Annotated in this window: 17 protein-coding genes; 5 read left to right on the plus strand and 12 right to left on the minus strand. The window is 62.3% G+C overall.

What is annotated here, in order from left to right:
- Window positions 1–127: 127 nt before the first annotated feature.
- A complete protein-coding gene (locus tag ACFPLB_RS10915; protein WP_378229514.1) occupies window positions 128–2,017 on the minus strand; it encodes a heavy metal translocating P-type ATPase in 1,890 nt (629 codons plus the stop codon).
- A 379-nt stretch (window positions 2,018–2,396) separates the two neighbouring features.
- Here ACFPLB_RS10915 and ACFPLB_RS10920 point away from each other — a divergent pair, with 379 nt between their 5' ends.
- The 3 genes from ACFPLB_RS10920 to ACFPLB_RS10930 all read left to right on the plus strand — a co-directional run bounded on the left by ACFPLB_RS10920 (window position 2,397) and on the right by ACFPLB_RS10930 (window position 5,046).
- Complete coding sequence (locus tag ACFPLB_RS10920; RefSeq protein WP_133675134.1) at window positions 2,397–2,783, plus strand: DUF302 domain-containing protein; 387 nt, start codon at window positions 2,397–2,399, stop codon at window positions 2,781–2,783.
- Window positions 2,784–3,298: 515 nt separating this feature from the next.
- Window positions 3,299–4,624: a sulfite oxidase gene (locus ACFPLB_RS10925; protein ID WP_378229516.1), complete on the plus strand. Its 1,326-nt coding sequence runs from the start codon at window positions 3,299–3,301 to the stop codon at window positions 4,622–4,624.
- 56 nt (window positions 4,625–4,680) lie between these two features.
- Complete coding sequence (locus tag ACFPLB_RS10930; RefSeq protein ID WP_378229518.1) at window positions 4,681–5,046, plus strand: hypothetical protein; 366 nt, start codon at window positions 4,681–4,683, stop codon at window positions 5,044–5,046.
- A 5-nt stretch (window positions 5,047–5,051) separates the two neighbouring features.
- On the opposite strand, the gene ACFPLB_RS10935 is transcribed toward ACFPLB_RS10930, so the two are convergent.
- Genes ACFPLB_RS10935 through ACFPLB_RS10945 form a run of 3 tightly spaced genes read right to left on the minus strand, consistent with a single transcriptional unit; the run spans window position 5,052 to window position 8,401 of the window.
- Entirely contained in the window at window positions 5,052–5,876 is an 825-nt protein-coding gene (locus ACFPLB_RS10935) for a prolipoprotein diacylglyceryl transferase family protein (protein WP_378229520.1), read from the minus strand.
- Window position 5,877: 1 nt separating this feature from the next.
- Window positions 5,878–7,701, minus strand: coding sequence for a protein-disulfide reductase DsbD (dsbD, locus tag ACFPLB_RS10940; protein ID WP_378229522.1), 1,824 nt, complete (start codon window positions 7,699–7,701; stop codon window positions 5,878–5,880).
- 37 nt (window positions 7,702–7,738) lie between these two features.
- A complete protein-coding gene (locus tag ACFPLB_RS10945; protein WP_378229524.1) occupies window positions 7,739–8,401 on the minus strand; it encodes a DsbA family protein in 663 nt (220 codons plus the stop codon).
- 280 nt (window positions 8,402–8,681) lie between these two features.
- Between ACFPLB_RS10945 and ACFPLB_RS10950 the strand changes: the two genes are divergently transcribed.
- Both ACFPLB_RS10950 and ACFPLB_RS10955 read left to right on the plus strand, forming a co-directional pair.
- Window positions 8,682–9,344, plus strand: a complete 663-nt coding sequence (locus tag ACFPLB_RS10950) for a response regulator (protein WP_378229526.1) — start codon at window positions 8,682–8,684, stop codon at window positions 9,342–9,344.
- Entirely contained in the window at window positions 9,344–10,675 is a 1,332-nt protein-coding gene (locus tag ACFPLB_RS10955) for an ATP-binding protein (protein WP_378229528.1), read from the plus strand. Before ACFPLB_RS10950 ends, ACFPLB_RS10955 begins: the two co-directional genes overlap by 1 nt.
- Window positions 10,676–10,690: 15 nt before the next feature.
- Here ACFPLB_RS10955 and ACFPLB_RS10960 read toward each other — a convergent pair whose 3' ends face one another.
- The 8 genes from ACFPLB_RS10960 to ACFPLB_RS10995 form a co-directional block, all read right to left on the minus strand.
- The gene (locus ACFPLB_RS10960; RefSeq protein ID WP_378229530.1) at window positions 10,691–11,416 is read right to left on the minus strand and encodes a L,D-transpeptidase; all 726 of its coding nucleotides are present in this window, start codon (window positions 11,414–11,416) and stop codon (window positions 10,691–10,693) included.
- Between the two features lie 60 nt (window positions 11,417–11,476).
- On the minus strand, window positions 11,477–12,094 hold the full coding sequence (locus tag ACFPLB_RS10965; protein ID WP_354198363.1) for an SAM-dependent methyltransferase: 618 nt from the start codon (window positions 12,092–12,094) through the stop codon (window positions 11,477–11,479).
- A gap of 11 nt (window positions 12,095–12,105) precedes the next feature.
- Window positions 12,106–12,591 (minus strand): thioredoxin family protein, encoded by a 486-nt coding sequence (locus ACFPLB_RS10970; protein WP_133675116.1) that lies wholly within the window; start codon window positions 12,589–12,591, stop codon window positions 12,106–12,108.
- A 29-nt stretch (window positions 12,592–12,620) separates the two neighbouring features.
- A complete protein-coding gene (dsbG, locus tag ACFPLB_RS10975) occupies window positions 12,621–13,403 on the minus strand; it encodes a thiol:disulfide interchange protein DsbG (protein ID WP_378229533.1) in 783 nt (260 codons plus the stop codon).
- A gap of 112 nt (window positions 13,404–13,515) precedes the next feature.
- Window positions 13,516–13,986 (minus strand): cytochrome b, encoded by a 471-nt coding sequence (locus tag ACFPLB_RS10980; protein ID WP_378229535.1) that lies wholly within the window; start codon window positions 13,984–13,986, stop codon window positions 13,516–13,518.
- The gene (locus ACFPLB_RS10985) at window positions 13,987–14,451 is read right to left on the minus strand and encodes an MAPEG family protein (RefSeq protein ID WP_238481672.1); all 465 of its coding nucleotides are present in this window, start codon (window positions 14,449–14,451) and stop codon (window positions 13,987–13,989) included.
- A 23-nt stretch (window positions 14,452–14,474) separates the two neighbouring features.
- On the minus strand, window positions 14,475–14,843 hold the full coding sequence (locus ACFPLB_RS10990; protein WP_378229537.1) for a hypothetical protein: 369 nt from the start codon (window positions 14,841–14,843) through the stop codon (window positions 14,475–14,477).
- A gap of 12 nt (window positions 14,844–14,855) precedes the next feature.
- The coding region (locus ACFPLB_RS10995; protein ID WP_378229539.1) for an NAD(P)/FAD-dependent oxidoreductase at window positions 14,856–16,002 on the minus strand (1,147 nt) is incomplete at its 5' end.

Raw genomic sequence — 16,002 nt, forward strand, 5'->3', positions numbered from 1 at the left:
ACACTGGAAACTCGGTCACCCCGCGAATTCATAAAGATACGGACAATGGCGGGACCTGGATTGTCGGAGTCGCTGATCGGTCGGGCAAATATCGACGCAGCGGCACCAAGTGGCTTTAATGTGGGGCTCAGCGTGGTGACGGAGACCGGATCGGATCGCCGAGCAGGCGGAGACCGTTCAGCACCACAAGCACGGCTCCTCCTTCGTGCCCCAGCACTGCAAGCGGCAATGGAAGGGCGAAGAATAGGCTGGCGGTGACCAGCACCAGCATCGCGCCGACCGCAAACGCCAGATTCTGGCCGATGATGCGCCGGGTCCGCCTCGCCAGCCGATGCGCCTCGGCCAGCCGCGTCATGTCTTCGGACAACAGCGCGACATCGGCAGCCTGAAACGCTACCTCGCTGCCGGCCGCGCCCATGGCGATGCCCGTATCGGCGCGGGCCAATGCAGCCGCATCGTTCACTCCGTCGCCAACGAACGCCACCTTGCCGATGGCGGCCAATTCGCCGACCAGCCGGACCTTGTCTTGGGGCAGGAGATCTCCATAGACGTCGTGCGGTTCGAAGCCGAGCTCCGCCCCGATGCGCAGGCCGACATCGCGCCGGTCGCCAGTCATCATGACGATCTTGCCGACGCCCGCTTCGCGCAGCGCCGCCAGCCCGGCAAAAGAGCTGTCGCGCAGGCGGTCGGCGACGCTGGCGGCGCCGAGGGTTTCATCTTCCCGTCCGAGCCAGACGACTGTCTGTCCGTCCGCGGTGATCGACGCAATGTCAGGCGCATCGATATTCGCCTTCATTCGCTGCGCCATGCGTCTGTTCCCGGCCCAGAGAGGCCCCGTCGCATCCATGCCGGTGATGCCTTCGCTCGGCACGGACCGGACATTGCGGACGTCCGCAGGGGCGATGTCAAGCGCTTTGGCATAACGATGCACGGCTTCGCCGATGGGATGTTCGGACTGCGCCTCGACGCCTGCGAGCAATGACAGGAACTCCCTTTCGCTGCCTCTGGCGACAAGGCCAGTCACCTCGGCCTTGCCGGTCGTTAGGGTTCCGGTCTTGTGGAAGGCGAAAAAGTCGACCGACGCGAGGGTTTCTAGCGCAGCACCTCCCTTGAAAAGGACGCCGCCGCGCGCGGCCGCCGACAGAGTCGAGAGAATGGCGGCTGGCACCGAGATGACGATGGCGCAAGGGCTGGCCGCGACCAGCAGCGTCGCGGCGCGATAGAGCGCGTCGCTCGTCTCCCATCCGAGCCAGAGCAGGATCAAGAAGGCGAGCGCCGATCCGACAAGCACCGCAATCGTGTAACGCTGCCCGAACCAGTCGCTGAAGCGTTCCGACGGCGCGCGGGCGGCCTGCGCCTCGGTGACGAGCGCGATCATGCGGGCCACGGTGCTGTCGGCCATCGCGTGGCTTACCTCGACGAGCAGGACGCCGTCGAGATTGACCGTAGCTTCGTAGACCGACGCGCCCGCGCCTTTGTGAACCGGCATGGACTCGCCGGTGATCGTGGCCTCGTCGAGCGACCCCTGTCCTTCGCGGATCACGCCGTCGACGGGCACCTTCGCACCTGGACGCAGCACCATGTGATCGCCGGGTTGCAACTGCCGGACGGGCACCTCCGTCACCGAGCCGTCCGGCTGCCGCAGCAGCGCCGTGTCGGGCCGAAGACTCATCAGCGCCTCGACCGCCCGCCGCGCCCGGCCCATGACGCGGTGCTCCAGCGTCGTGGAGATGCTGAACAGCGTCAGCAGCACCGCGCCTTCCAGCGCCGCGTCAACCGCCGCCGCCGCAACCGCGGCGATGACCATGAGAAGGTCGATGTCGAGACTGCGCTCCCGCCAGAGGGCGGTGAGGGCGCGGATCGAAGCCGGCCCGCCGCCGAAAACGTAGACGATTGCAAGGCCGACCGGTCCCCAGACGCCTGGGAGGCAGAATGCATCCAGGGCGGCGAGGCACATTCCCCCAATGGTGAGGGCTGTCGCCACTGTCATCATTCGAACGGAAGAACGCTGTTCCATGCAGTATCCTGGCTGTGCCGGGTCGGGCGGCAATGGCTGGGTGAAGAGAGCGATGACAATGTAGCGGGAGGAACTGATGAAGCCCTGGGACGATCCGGCCGATTAATGCCTCCACAACGTGGACTGATAAATCTGCCGGCTGACAAGCATGGGCGAGTGCAAGCTGCTGGGGCAGTTCAACGAGATATCCAGTAGCGACCCGTGCAAAGATTGACAACAAATGCTAATCAGCGTAGCTACGTAATCTCGCAGATGTGTGCATGTTGGAGCCACCTATCGACCGCATGGACATTATGGCAGGGGATGAGAGTGCCCCGTGCTGGCGCTCGTCATAGGTCGACTAGTGTGCTCCCTAATTCAATAGTGGAAGGATAGTCCCGTGAGCTATACTCTTGACCGCATCATTGCAGATGTCTCCCTCGATGAGATCGATGCGCGTACCCGCAAAGCTCTTGCCGATCACGGTTTTGGCGTGCTGACTGAAATTGATGTTCGCACGACGATGAAATTGAAACTCGGGATTGACATGCCCGGATATCGTATCCTTGGGGCCTGCAACCCAAAAATGGCCTATCAGGCAATTGGCATCGAGCCTCGGGTCGGCGCAATGTTGCCCTGCAACGTCATCCTGCGGGAGGTCGATACTGGGGTGGAGGTCAGCGCCGTCGATCCGGTGGCCTCCATGCAAGCAATCGATAACGCGGCACTGAAAGAAGTCGCAGGCAAGGTCGGAGATATGCTTGCCAAGGTTGTCGGCGAGATTTGAAACGACAATATTGAACAACGCCCCGTCAGCAATCCACGCATCAACAGCTCTGCGCTCCAAGACAATTCTTTGGAAGGCATGCCCTGCGGGCTCGCGGCTGGTCCGCAGGGCTAGGAGCCGCTGCGCTGCAGAATGTATGCGTCGCGTGAGGATGGACGCCTGCTTGCAGCCGAGATGGTTGCGCCGGCGGCCGAACATATGGTCAGCTTCTCGCGCTGTCGATTGGCGAGAGACTGACCGTGCACGATCTGCTTCGCATGCCGTTCAACGTCCTGCGATGGGAGAGGGCCTGTCCGCGGAGTTGCGCATGGCCCCGCGCGAACTGCCGGCCTGCAACATATCCGATCTCGTCGGCTGCGGGTCGATGGGTGCCAAGGCGCTGGAGTAGCGCAAATGACGCGAGGTTATTGACCAAGGGTGGCCTGTAAGGATCTCCTCGTCTACATTGCTGGAGGAAATATCGACTGAGGATTTCGCGTTCATGATCTAAGCGGTTGTTTTGCAGGCCGTAACAGATGCCCAGGGAGGTAATGATGGTGCTTTCAATCGACAGGAAAGAAGATCGGGATCATTCTGAGGAGATCACGACAACAATACTCGACCGGCTATCCATTTCCGATCGACGTGGCTTCCTGAAAAGTACCGGCCTGACCGCCATTGGCGCAGCGCTCGGAATGGCGGTGCCTTTTGGACGCCACTTCCCCGATGGTCTCGTTCCCGCGGCGTTCGCGCAAGATACCGGCGCTGACTTGATGTCGGAGAAGGACGGCCTGACGGTGCACAATGACCGGCCGCTCAACGCCGAGACACCTGCACACCTGCTGGATGACGACATCACGCCCTATTCGCGGCTGTTTGTGCGCGCCAACGGCCTCGTTCCGCAGTCGGCGCTCGACAAGGATGCGAGCGACTGGACGCTCACTATCGACGGCGAAGTAGAAAACGAGCTTTCCCTCACCATCGATGACCTCAAAAGCGATTTCGAGCACGTCACCCTGGCGCTGGTGCTCGAATGCGGCGGCAATGGCAGGGCATTCTTCCAGCCCGGCGCTTCGGGCAACCAGTGGACGGTCGGCGCGGTCGGGTGTCCGCAATGGACAGGCGTGCGGCTGCGAGACGTTCTTGAAAAGGCTGGCGTGAAATCTTCGGCCGTCTATACGGGCCATTACGGCAATGACGTCGATATTTCTGGAGACCCCGACAAGGTGGTGATTTCGCGCGGCGTGCCGATCGAGAAGGCGATGGAGCCGGAAGCCCTGATCGCATGGGCGATGAATGGCGAGGACATTCCGGCGCTGCACGGCTTCCCGATACGTCTTGTCATCCCTGGCTATCCAGGCTCGGTGTCGCAAAAATATCTGACGCGGATCTGGATCCGCGACAAGGAGCATGACGGGCCGAAGATGGGTGGCTATTCCTACCGCATGCCGAAATATCCGGTGGCGCCCGGAACCGAGGTTCCGGAAGAGGATATGGAGGTCCTTACGGTCATGCCGGTGAAGTCGATCATCACCGCGCCGGCGACAGGCGCGGAAGTGACACAAGGACAGGCCGTAGAAGTGCGCGGCCATGCCTGGGCGGGCGATGGTGACGTGAAGGCGATGCATGTTTCGCTCGACTTCGGCCAAACCTGGCAGGAGGCCACGCTTGAATCGGCCCCGAACAAATATGCCTGGCAGCGCTGGCGCGCCGAGGTGACGCCGCCGGAGCAGGGCTACTACGAGGTGTGGGCGCGGGCGACGGACATGAACGACGTCACGCAGCCCGCGGTCACGCCCGGATGGAACCCGCGAGGCTATGGCAACAACATGATCCATCGCATCGCGCTGTTTGCCAGCTGATCGGACTGATTGTGAATTTCCACCTTCTTTTGAGAGCAGCTATCGCTTGCGCCGCGGTGACAGGAGTTTCACTGTCCGCCGCAGCGCAAGAAAACGACTTTCGCACCGGCGAAATCCTGCTCGCCCAAGCAGCCGGTTACGATCCGATGCGCCCGGCAATGCCGTTACCGGGTGCTTCTCCGCGCCCTGAAGGCAACCCGGAATTCGACGGTTTGATCGACGGTCCGGGCGCGGAAGACACCTTTTATATGTGTTCGGCCTGTCACTCTATCGCCCTGGTGAAGCAGCAACGCCTGTCGGACGCGCGCTGGGATTATCTATGGACCTGGATGATCGAGGACCAGGGCATGGCCGATCCGGGTGAGGAGTTGCGGGAAACCATTCTCGACTACTTGAAGGAGCACTACTCGTCGGAACGGTAACCAGGTCACTTGCCTGAATCGCACCCCGTGTCCTGCAGTTTCTGGATCCCAGTCAGCAGGCCTTCGCGCGAAATCTCACCCATATGGACAGACTGGAGCGCTCCGTCGCTGCCGATGAAGAATGTCGCTGGCAGGCCGGGAACCTCGTAGTGGCGTCCAAACTCGCCAAGCGAATCCAGAACCACATGGTCCAGTTCGAGGTTTTCAGTGGTGAGAAAACGCTGGATGACGTCCGCGCCTTCGCCCTGGTTGACGAACACCAGCCGGGCGTCGTCGGTGTTCGCTGCGACGTCCGCCATCATCGGCATTTCGCGCCGGCAGGGCGGGCACCATGTCGCCCACAGATTGATGACCGTCGGTTGGCCTTCCAACATGGTTGGCTCGAACGGCTCGCCGGCTAACGTGCGGAACATGCCTCCCGACGGCAGCGGGGTAGCCGGCGTTCCTGCGGTTAGTTGCAGGATGAAAAAGGCTGCATAGGCAGAAATGACGGCCGGCAGCGCCGCCCACAATGCAAGGCGTAGCTCGGTCCGAAATTGGATCAACGTATAGGCAATTGCCAGTGCAACGCCCGCTCCGATCATGAAGCCGCCCTGCCAGATGAACAGGGCGCGCAGTGGATCGGCGAGAAAGTTTTCCCCGTGCTGGATGACGTGTCCGGCACGCGCGCCGAAAATAAAGGCGAGCGTCGCACCCCAGGCCCAGGAAGAGAAGCGCTGGTCGACTTTCCTCGCAAGGATCTCGCTCAGGATCAGAAACATGGCGATTGCCAGAATGGCGGCGAAACGGTCGGGCGCGAAGACCAGCGGGCCGATGGCTATGGCGTTCATGTCAGCGTCTCGCCAGCTCGAGCGAGGCTTTCAGCGTCGCGATCGTCGCGTCGCCGATCAGGCGGGAGCCGCTCGCCTCCTTCGAGTCGCCGTCGAAGAAGATCATGGTTGGTGGCCCGACGACTGCCAGGTCTCGCATCATCTCCTGATTGGTCTGATCGAGCGCGGTCAAATCGACCCGGACGCGCTGGAAGCCGTCGAGACCAGCAATGATCTCGGCATTTTGAAGAACATCGCGTTCGATGGTTTTGCAGATCACGCACCAATCCGCGGTGAAATAGACGAAGGTCGGCCGCCCGTCTGCTGAAGAGATCACCTGCATGAGGTCCGGCATCGATCCGGCTTCGATGAATGTAGTCGATGTTTCAGCGACGTGCTGTTGCGAACCGCCACTGCCGGCGCCGAAATGGCCAAGCGGGCGCAGCGGATCGCCTCCGCCGGACGCCGCGCCGATGGCGAAAATCACGCCGGCGAGAGAGAGCGCCAACCCGGCTGCTTTGCGAAACCGCGGTCCGGCGGCCGCCTCCGCTGTCAAGCGGTCGGCGACGCCGATGAAGACGGCCGCCGTTAGCAACAGGAGCGCCCAAAGGGCGAGGGTGGCCTGGGGCGGCACGATGCGACCCGTCATCCAGATGGCGGCGCCAAGGAAGACGAAACCGAAGACATACTTGATCTGCACCATCCATGCGCCGGCGCGCGGCAAGGCGCGGCTGCCGATCGTGCCGAAGGCGATCAGCGGGATCCCCTGGCCGAGCCCCAGCGCAAACAGGGCGGCTGCGCCGAGATATGCGTCACTGGTCTGGGCGATGTAGAGAAGGGCGGCGGCAAGCGGCGCCGTGACGCAGGGTCCGACGATCAGCGCGGATAGAAAGCCCATGCCGGCGGCCCCGCTGACCGATCCGCGCGATCCGGCGGTTACGCCAGCCATTCGGTTGACCCATGCGCTCGGCAGCTGCAATTCGAACAATCCGAACATCGACGCCGCCAACACGACGAAGAGGACGGAGACCGCGCCGATCGCATAGGGCGATTGCAGCACCATTTGCAGGTTCTGGCCCGACCAGGCCGCGACGATGCCGAGAAGGCCGAAAGCCGCCGCCATCGCCAACACATAGGAAGTGGACAATACGAAGCCGCGCCGCGCTGTCAGCGCCTCGCCCTCGCGCGCCAGGGTTGCGCTGAGGATTGGGTACATCGGCAACACGCATGGCGTGAAGGCGAGAAGCAGGCCGAACACCAAGAAGCTAGCAATCACCCAGCCCGCGCCGCCGATGGCCAGCAGCGAGCCGATCATGCCGCCATTCTGCGTCTCGTCGGCGAGCGTGAAGCCGCCGATTTCTGTATTTCCGGCAGACGGCGATAAAGGCGCGGCGATGCCGAATCCAACGACAGGCTCGGAAAGCTGCAAACTGCCAGTATCCAGCGCCACTGTCATCGGTGGGTAGCAGATGGAATCCTTCTTGCAGCCCTGGTAGGTGATGGCGACTTCGCCGGGCGCATCGGCCCCGAGCCGGGCGACGGCCTCACGATAATAGACTTCGGACGGCCCGAAATTGGCGTCTTCAGCTTCAACGATACCCGGATCGGTGTGAAGGGCGACTTTTTCCCCTGTTGCTGGGTTCTTTGCTTCCAGATGGTCGCGGTAAAGGTAGTAGCCGTCCTCTATCTGCCAGCGCATCTCGATCGTGTCGTTAGTTTCACGCTCGACTGTGAGGCGGAAAGCTTCTTCCGCTTGCAGCAGATCCTGCTGCTGGGCCGCGGCGGAAAGCGACCAGAGCGCGACGAACAGGGACGTGATTAGGCGAAGGAAGATCTGACGGGGCATAGTCTTTCTCGGCGTATCCCAGTGATCGACGAAGCCGTCAGGCAGCGTCGCGTGCGTCCTTCACAACCTGTCGGAACCCGGCTTCGTCGAGCGCCGAAGCGACGAGGAACTGCCCTACCAGAAATACGGGTGTGCCGCGCAAGCCCAGCCCCTCTGCTTGCGCGTTGTTGCGTTGGAGCAGGGTGGTGATGTCCGCATCATACTCGTTCGCGTCTGCCTCGAGCTGGGCCATATCGAATCCTGCGGCTTGCAGGGCCTGCCGCATCCTGTCTTCCGGGATTCGGGAACCCTCGATGCCCATCAGGGCGCGATAGGCGTCCTCGTAGCGGTTCTGATATTTGGCGGCGAGAGCCAGCTTTGCGCCATATACAGAGGATTGGGCAAGGATTGGCCAATCCTTGTAGATGTGGCGGATGTTGCCGTCGGATGCGAGCACAGCGCTGAGCGGATCGACCGTGCGCTTACAGAAAGGGCAATTGTAGTCAAAGAAGGAGACGATGTTCAGATCGCCATTCGGGTTTCCACCTATCGGCGCATCCGCATCGTTGAGGATCATTTCCGCGGAAAGATCATCAGCGCCGACCCGTGTCGCAATGCCCGCGCCAATCAAGGCCGTCAGACCCATCAGAATCGAGCGCCGATCCCATGCGGCAGTGGCAAAAGGTGTGGCAGTTCTGTGTATGCGGTGATTCTGCATCATCCGGCTCCGGCTGTTCCATTTCGGCCGAGGTCGACGGTGAACCTTAAGGCGGGCTTAAGGTGCCGCGATATGACGATCCCATCACCGGCAACGGCGGGACCGCAGGGCGCGTTGATCTGGTTCAAGCACGCACCCGTGTTGCACGAAGATGTCCGACAGCTGCCGCAGTAGGATCCGGTGCCGCCTCACTGCATGATCGCTTTGCCAGGCGATGTCTGGAAATTCTTAAGCTTGCCTTAAGCCTGTCGCAGGATGGCAGGCTTTCTGTCGAGGTGATCTGATGCGCGTGCTTATTGTCGAGGACGATGCCGTTCTTCGTGACGGCTTGCGGGTGGGGCTTGGGATCGGTGGCTTCAACACCGACGCCGTCGAAACCTGTGAGGAAGCCGATGCGGTACTGAAGAACCACGAATTCGACGCGCTGGTGCTCGACCTGATGCTGCCCGATGGCTCCGGCCTTGACGTGCTGAAGTCGATGCGCGAGCGCCGCGATACCACGCCGGTGCTGCTTCTGACCGCGCGCGACCGGGTGGCCGATCGCATCGTCGGGCTTGATGCCGGCGCGGACGACTATCTTGGCAAGCCGTTCGATCTCGACGAGGTTGCCGCGCGCCTGCGAGCGCTTTTGCGGCGCGCAGCGAGCAGGCCGGGTGCGCGGCTGGAATGGAGCGGTCTCAGCCTCGATCCGGCCAAGCAGAAGGTCGAGCAGGACGGTAAGCCTGTGCACCTGTCACGCCGGGAATATGCCGTGCTGCACACGCTGATGGCCCATCCCGGCCAGATCCTCTCGCGCAGCCGCATCGAGGAAAAGCTCTATGGGTGGCAGGAGGAGGTCGAGAGCAATGCCATCGAGGTCCACATCCATCATCTTCGTGCCAAGCTGGGATCGGACGCGATCCAGACTGTGCGCGGCATTGGCTACCGGCTGGGAGGCGAGATGTGATGCCTTCGATCTCCAAACGACTTTTCATCATCCTCGCCGTAACCACCAGCCTCGTCTGGCTTTCGGCAGTGGTGTGGATTTATCTGTCGACGCGCGCCGAGGTGGAACGGGTGCTTGACGCCAGGCTGATGGAGGCCGGCCGCATGGTCTCCTCGCTTATCGTCAGCCAGGAGATCGTTGTCGATTCGACACCGAGCTCCACCACAGGCCTGCCTTTGCGTGCCTACAGCACCTATGAACGCCAGCTTTCCTGCCAGATCTGGTCATTGCAGGGTGCGCTGATTGGGCGCTCCGATGGCGCGCCTGACGAGCGGCTTTCCGAACACGCTGACGGGTTTTCCGAAACCGTGATCGGCGGCGAGACATGGCGCGTCTACGCCGTCACCAATGAAGAACTCGGCGTGCGGGTCCTCGTCGGCGACAGCATGTGGATCCGCGACCGGCTGGTGAACGATGTCATTCGCGGCCTGCTGCTGCCGGCGCTGCTGATCCTGCCCATCCTCGGCGGGTTGATCTGGCTCAGCGTGCGGCGCGGGCTCGAGCCGTTGCGCAAGATCGCCGGCGACCTCGAGACACGCCATGCCTCGGACCTCAGCCCGATCGACGGTGCGGCGACGGCGACTGAAATCGCGCCGGTGCTGCATTCGCTGAACGGGCTGTTCGCCCGCGTCGCGGGGCTGCGCGAGCGCGAGCGGAACTTCACCGCCTTCGCGGCCCATGAACTGCGAACTCCACTGGCGGGGCTGAAGACGCAGGCGCAGGTAGCGCTGGCCAGCGACGATGCCGCCATACGAAAACAGGCACTGAGCCAGATCGTGATCGGCGTTGACCGAACCTCCAGGCTGGTCCGGCAACTTCTCGATATGTCCTCGCTGGAAGCGTTCGATCAAGTGGAGAGGAAGGGCTCGGTTCGAGCTGGCCCGGTGCTGCGCGCGCTGGCCGAGGAACTGGCCGATCCCGTGCGCGAAGTGACGGTGGAGATCTCTCCGGCACTCGACATGCTCACCGTCGAGATCGAGCCGGAACTGTTCACGCTGGCGGCCCGCAATCTTCTCGAAAATGCGGTCAATCACTCACCGCAGAGCGGCGTGGTGCGCTGCCGCGCAGCAGAGACAGGCGGTATTGTCATCGAGGATGACGGCCCGGGCATCCCGCAGGAAGAGCTGCCCAGAATCACCGAGCGCTTCTTCCGCGGCCGCCATAAGGCCGCCGTCGGCAGCGGCCTGGGTCTCGCCATTGTCGAGCTGGCGTTGGGGCGGAGCGGCTGGCAGTTGCAGCTCTTCAACCGGGAGACTGGCGGTCTGAGCGCCGTCATTGGCGTTCATGCTTGATACGCCAGGCACAGCTCACGTCGTCAGCAGATGCCTCATCGCATGATCGGCGATCACCACCAGCGGACTGCCGTCACGCACATTGTCGGCGAGGTGGATGACGTCCTGATTGACCATTCTTATGCAGCCCGACGATACGGCTTGGCCGACCGTCCACTCCTCGGGACTGCCGTGGATGCGATAGATCGTGTCCTGGTTGCCCTCGTGGATATAGAGCGCGCGTGAGCCGAGCGGATTGTTCAGGCCCGGATCCATGCCGCCATTGGCGATGCTGACCGGTTCCAACTCTGGCTGGCGCGCGACCATTTCGTCGGGTGGGTTCCAGCGGGGCCATTCGCGCTTGTAGGCGATGTGGCGGCCTCGTCCCGCCCAGGAGAACCCGTCCCTGCCAACGCCGACGCCATAGCGCACCGCGCGCCCGCCGGGCCGCACGTGATAGAGATAGCGGTTCGGCGTATCGACGATGACGGTGCCGACCCGTTCGTCGGTCGGATAGTCGATTTCTGTGCGCCACCATTTGGGATCGATCCTGGAGACATCGACAGCCGGAATCGGAAACCGCTCGTACGGCATTGCATAATACATGGGCGGTATTGGACGTGAGGGGGGAGGCGGAGTTGCCGGCGTTGTCGTCTGAGAACGCCGGGTTGTCGCCGAGCAGCCTCCCAGGACCAGCGCAACTGCACCAATAAGAAACCCGCGCCGCCCCAGCGTATTGGGATAACGAATCTGCGTACTCAAAACAGTGTCCTTGCATCACTTGCTGTGTGCGCAGGACATGGGCGCCACCTTAAGCCAACCTTAAGGGCTGACGGCGGGCCGGCGTGCGACGAGGTCGATAAGGGCCGAAGGCCCGCTATGACCGCTGCCTTCGTGGATCGTCGCATCATGCTCCTGCAGGTGCAGGATTTCGAAGTCGCCGAATGCTGAGATCAGCAGGTCGCGCGTATACATATTCTCGCGCTGCGGCGGCCCACCTGTGCCAAGCTCCACCTGCTCGGGACGATAGCCGTGCAACAGCAAGAGCCCGCCTGGTCTCAGGGCGCGCTTCATCGCCTCAAAGAGCTGCGCCCGCATTGCCGGGTCCGCGAACTGGATGAAGATCGCGACAACGTAGTCATAGGTCTCGCGTGGCCAGCACCAATCGGCAAGATCGGCTTGTTCAAGCTTGATCTCAACGCCTGATTCACGGGCCAGGCGCGCGCTTTTTTCCAGCGCGACAGATGAGGCGTCGATGGCATGTACCTTGAGACCGAGACCGGCGAGAAACACGCCGTTTCGTCCTTCGCCATCGGCGACCGCAAGGACGCTGCTACCCTTTGCGAAGCGATCGGCTTCACGCTTCAGGAAGGCGCTCGGCTCGCGCCCAAATAGATAGTCCTCGCCGCGATAGCGTTCGTCCCAGCGGTTTACCGTCATCCGTAGTTCCTTCAGATCCCCGAAAACGGCGCCAGGCGCCGGATCAGATTGCGTCTTGAAAACGATCCCAGCGATCGGGTCTGATCGTATTCCGCGCCCGTTGCGGCGTCCACGACGAAGAACGTGGGCGGGCCGCTGGCGCGAAGATGAGCAAGAAGCTGGCGATTGGCCTCGTCCATGGCCGTGACGTCCACCTTCAGCAGCGGCACATGTTCAAGATTTCGCCTCACCGTCGGGTGGGAAAGGATTTCGCGCTCGATACGATGGCAGACCGCGCACCAGTCCGCCCTGATGTCCACCAGCGCAAAGCGGTGTTGCCCGACAAGCGCGGCGAGCGCTTGGTGATAGGAAGAGACATCTCGCACCAATTCGCCTGAAGCGGCGGGCACCGGTGTCGCCAGCAGCACAGCCGGCGCGGCAAGGCCGCCCGCCAGAAGCGCTCGCCGCGTTAATCGCGCTCGCTTTTCTTCCCTTGTTTGCGCTGTTTCTGGCTGCATCGTTCCTGCCTCTTGTGACTTTCGGCTTGCTAAAGCGGTCCGAACAGCTCCTCGAGCGCCGCCCCGCGCGGAACACCGCTCTGGAATCTCAGCGATCCATCGTCGCTTTTGGCAATCAGCCCCGGAGTGCCGCTGAAGCCGAGCTGACGCATCAGTTCGACATTGGCGTTAAGCTGGACATTACTTTCGTCGGAAATGGTTTCGAGCGGGGCGATCCCGCCTTCGGAATGATGGACTTCGTTGAAGGCCAGGGCAGCTTCCGGGTCCTCTGCTTCGAGGATCGCTGCTGCCTTCGAGGCTGAATCCGCCCGGATCACGCCCACCATGACATGGCGCAACTGCACCCTGCCGGCCTCGACCCAGGGTCGCGCCGAGGTCCATAGTTGATTGCAGAACGGACAATTGGCGTCAGTGAAGACATAGACGATACGCTCGGCATCGGGCCTGCCATCACCGACCCAGCCGGCGGCCTCCAGCGAGTCCCACGCACCCTGTTCAATCGGCTCGCTGACGATGCGACGCAGCTCTTCGTCAGCAACCGGATTGCCCGCTTCGTCGATCAACGTCCCGATCAGAGCATAGCCGGAGTCAGGCATGACGTAGACGGCGAGCGCCTGCGTACCCACGCTGGCAGCGAATGCATCGAGACCGCCGGGCACATCGAGCGGGCCGTGGATGGTGAGCCCCTGGGCTTTCAGGGTATCGAGCACTGGCGCGTCGGTGTTGCTCGCAGGACTGCCCCCGGGCTCATCGCTATCGCTACACGCGGAAAGCGCGGAGGCAAGGGCCGCGGTGAGCAGGAGCTTCTTCATGCTTTTTGGTTCAGCCTGGTACGTGGAGTTCATGGTCGGCCGATTGCTCGCTCTCGATCCTTAAGGCAGGCTTAAGGCCGGAACTTCCTCACTCGCGCGCGGTGCCTTGATGTCAGACCATCCGTTTCAGTATCGGGTTTCTCAGGATCAGATGATGGAAAATGACCGCAAGCAGATGAAGGGCTATCAAGGCGATCAGCGGGACCTTCAGCACACCGTGAGCGGTCGCGGCCGCCTCGACACCACCGAACCAGGCCGCCATCCCGGACATCGACATGGCGGCGAGCAGGCCATAGAGGCTCCAATGCGCCACCATCCGTAGCAGGGCGGGTTCGTTGTCCGGCGGCGGAGGCGCGGCCCTTTGCGATTTCAGGACGAGTCGCCAGACGACTAGAGCCAGGATCAGCACGCCGCCGGCGACATGCGCCAGAATCAGCGGGTTGAACGAAACCGGCAAGCCATCTGCGGCGGCGTTCCAGGCCTGAGCAATCGGCTCGTTGAACAGATATTGGCCGACGACCAGGACCGCCACGGTCCAGTGGAGCGCAATCTGAATATTTGAGTAGCGCATCTTTTTGGTCATTCAGAACAGTCCGGCGAGCACAATCAGGGAAGAGATCAGGATCACGCCCCAGGTGCCAAGGACGCCGAAGCCGCGAAATGGCTTTTGCAGCGGCGACCCCTCAGACGCGGCCATGCCGATAGGGTGAGCGATGCGCGCAAGCACAAGGACTGCGCCAAGTGCGTGAATTCCCCAGGGATCCAGGCCGGCCATTTCGTTGAATGCGATCAGGATCAGCCCCAACGGCACGTATTCCGCGAAGTTGGCATGGCTCCGGATGCGCAGGATCAGCGAGAATTGCCCGTCATCTCCCATTGCGACTTTGTGGTGCGCACGAGCCTTGACCACCCAGAACGACAGGCCTGTGAAAACCAGACCAAGCAGAGCGGCATAGAACGCCGTCACCTGTGGGAAGACCATCAGAATACCTTTGCTGAACATGAATGATTTGTTGTTTGACCGACGATGACCCGCCAGGCGGGCCATCGGAAATGCTTACTCGGCCTTAATCAGGCGATTGCCGCCACCCACCGATTGGAAGCGAAAGCCATGATGATGAACACGGCCGATCCGACCACCCCGCCCGGCACAAGGGCAAAGAGAGCCGCAAACAGGACGTCGATGGGTGCGGCGAGCGCGCCGGCTCCGGCCAAGGTCCAGATTGGAACGAGGAAGGTGAAGATAATCGTGGTCACCAGGCCCGCCCCAAGCGCGGCAACCAGTGGGCGCCGGGCCGGCGTGCCGTTCTTCTGAAGCGTCATGATGCCGGCCACGATCGCGGCGAGAAGCAGGACGGCGAGGACGACGAACCCCCAGAGCCAGCCGCCCATGCTCTCGGAGAGGATGAAATAGATCGTCGTGAGATCGAAATCACTCATGGTGTCTTCTCCCTATGCACGCCCGCGCAGCATGGCGCGATAGGCCCCGAGCAGGCCTTTTTCCTCGATCAGCCAGGACACCCACAATTCCTTCAGCGGATCGATGAACGGGAAAGAGGGGATCAGATTGCCGTCATAGTCGAATTCGATCAGCATCGCCTTGCCGATGCCGGTGACCATCGGGCAGGAAGTGTAGCCATTGTAGACCGCCTGCGGCGTCCGGCCGGCCGTTTCGGCGACGAGATTGTCGACGACGACGGGCACCTGCCACTTGACGCTGGCCGCCGTCTTGCCGCGCGGAACGCCTGCGATGTCACCGACGGCAAAGACGTTCGGATAGCGCGGATGGCGCAATGTCGCCTTGTCGGCCTCGATCCAGCCATCGGCGGCAAGCGCGCCGTCCTGCCAAGGCAGGGGACTTGCCAGAACGGCGTCCGGCGCGCGCATGGGCGGGACGACATGGATGAAGTCGTAGTCGAGCGTGACGTCGCCGTTTTCGGTCGCGTAGGTCGCTTGCTTCGCGCCAGGATCGATCGCCTTCAGCACATGGCTGTAATTGAGGGCGATGTCGCGGCCGGCGAACATTTCGGCGACCCTGTCATTGACCGGCGCAACGGAAAAAACCGCAGGGTTGTGCGCGTTGTAGATCAGTTCGACCGAACCACGGCGACCGCGGCTGCGCGCCTTGTCGTCGGTGATGAAGGTGATTTTGAGGGGAGCGCCGGCACATTTCATCTCGCCGGCAGGACGGCCGAACAGGCCGACGCCGCCAGCGTCGATGAAACCATCGATGACGGCTGCCGAAGCTCTGGCCTGTTCGGGGCCGGCGTAGATCGAGGCGATGCCATCGCGGCCGATCAGGGAAACATCCATGCCCTCGATGCCTTCGTAATTGAGCTTGAGCCCGGTTGCGACCATCAGGAAATCATAGTCGATCCGCTGCCCGGTCGTGGTCACCACGGCGTTGGCTTCGGGATCGAATTCGGCAACTGCGGCCTCCACCCATTCGACGCCGCGCGGCATGTAGTCGACATTTCGCTCCGTCACCTGGGCCGGAGACCAGATCCCGGCGCCGACCAAGGTGAAGCCTGGCTGGAAATGATGTTCCTTCTTGGCGTCGATGATTGTGATAGTCGCGTTTGGCATGGAGCGGCGCAAA

The organism is Aquamicrobium segne, assembly GCF_042656785.1.
Lineage (GTDB): Bacteria > Pseudomonadota > Alphaproteobacteria > Rhizobiales > Rhizobiaceae > Mesorhizobium > Mesorhizobium segne.

What these genes read in the sequence shown, in the direction of transcription:
- ACFPLB_RS10950 (WP_378229526.1), top strand. Translation starts at nt 8,682, where the DNA reads ATGCGCGTGCTTATTGTCGAGGACGATGCCGTTCTTCGTGACGGCTTG.
- ACFPLB_RS10955 (WP_378229528.1), top strand. Translation starts at nt 9,344, where the DNA reads ATGCCTTCGATCTCCAAACGACTTTTCATCATCCTCGCCGTAACCACC.
- ACFPLB_RS10980 (WP_378229535.1), bottom strand. Translation starts at nt 13,986, where the DNA reads ATGACCAAAAAGATGCGCTACTCAAATATTCAGATTGCGCTCCACTGG.
- ACFPLB_RS10935 (WP_378229520.1), bottom strand. Translation starts at nt 5,876, where the DNA reads ATGAACGCCATAGCCATCGGCCCGCTGGTCTTCGCGCCCGACCGTTTC.
- dsbG (WP_378229533.1), bottom strand. Translation starts at nt 13,403, where the DNA reads ATGAAGAAGCTCCTGCTCACCGCGGCCCTTGCCTCCGCGCTTTCCGCG.
- ACFPLB_RS10915 (WP_378229514.1), bottom strand. Translation starts at nt 2,017, where the DNA reads ATGGAACAGCGTTCTTCCGTTCGAATGATGACAGTGGCGACAGCCCTC.
- ACFPLB_RS10945 (WP_378229524.1), bottom strand. Translation starts at nt 8,401, where the DNA reads ATGATGCAGAATCACCGCATACACAGAACTGCCACACCTTTTGCCACT.
- ACFPLB_RS10970 (WP_133675116.1), bottom strand. Translation starts at nt 12,591, where the DNA reads ATGCAGCCAGAAACAGCGCAAACAAGGGAAGAAAAGCGAGCGCGATTA.
- ACFPLB_RS10925 (WP_378229516.1), top strand. Translation starts at nt 3,299, where the DNA reads ATGCCCAGGGAGGTAATGATGGTGCTTTCAATCGACAGGAAAGAAGAT.
- ACFPLB_RS10965 (WP_354198363.1), bottom strand. Translation starts at nt 12,094, where the DNA reads ATGACGGTAAACCGCTGGGACGAACGCTATCGCGGCGAGGACTATCTA.
- ACFPLB_RS10990 (WP_378229537.1), bottom strand. Translation starts at nt 14,843, where the DNA reads ATGAGTGATTTCGATCTCACGACGATCTATTTCATCCTCTCCGAGAGC.
- ACFPLB_RS10985 (WP_238481672.1), bottom strand. Translation starts at nt 14,451, where the DNA reads ATGGCCCGCCTGGCGGGTCATCGTCGGTCAAACAACAAATCATTCATG.
- dsbD (WP_378229522.1), bottom strand. Translation starts at nt 7,701, where the DNA reads ATGCCCCGTCAGATCTTCCTTCGCCTAATCACGTCCCTGTTCGTCGCG.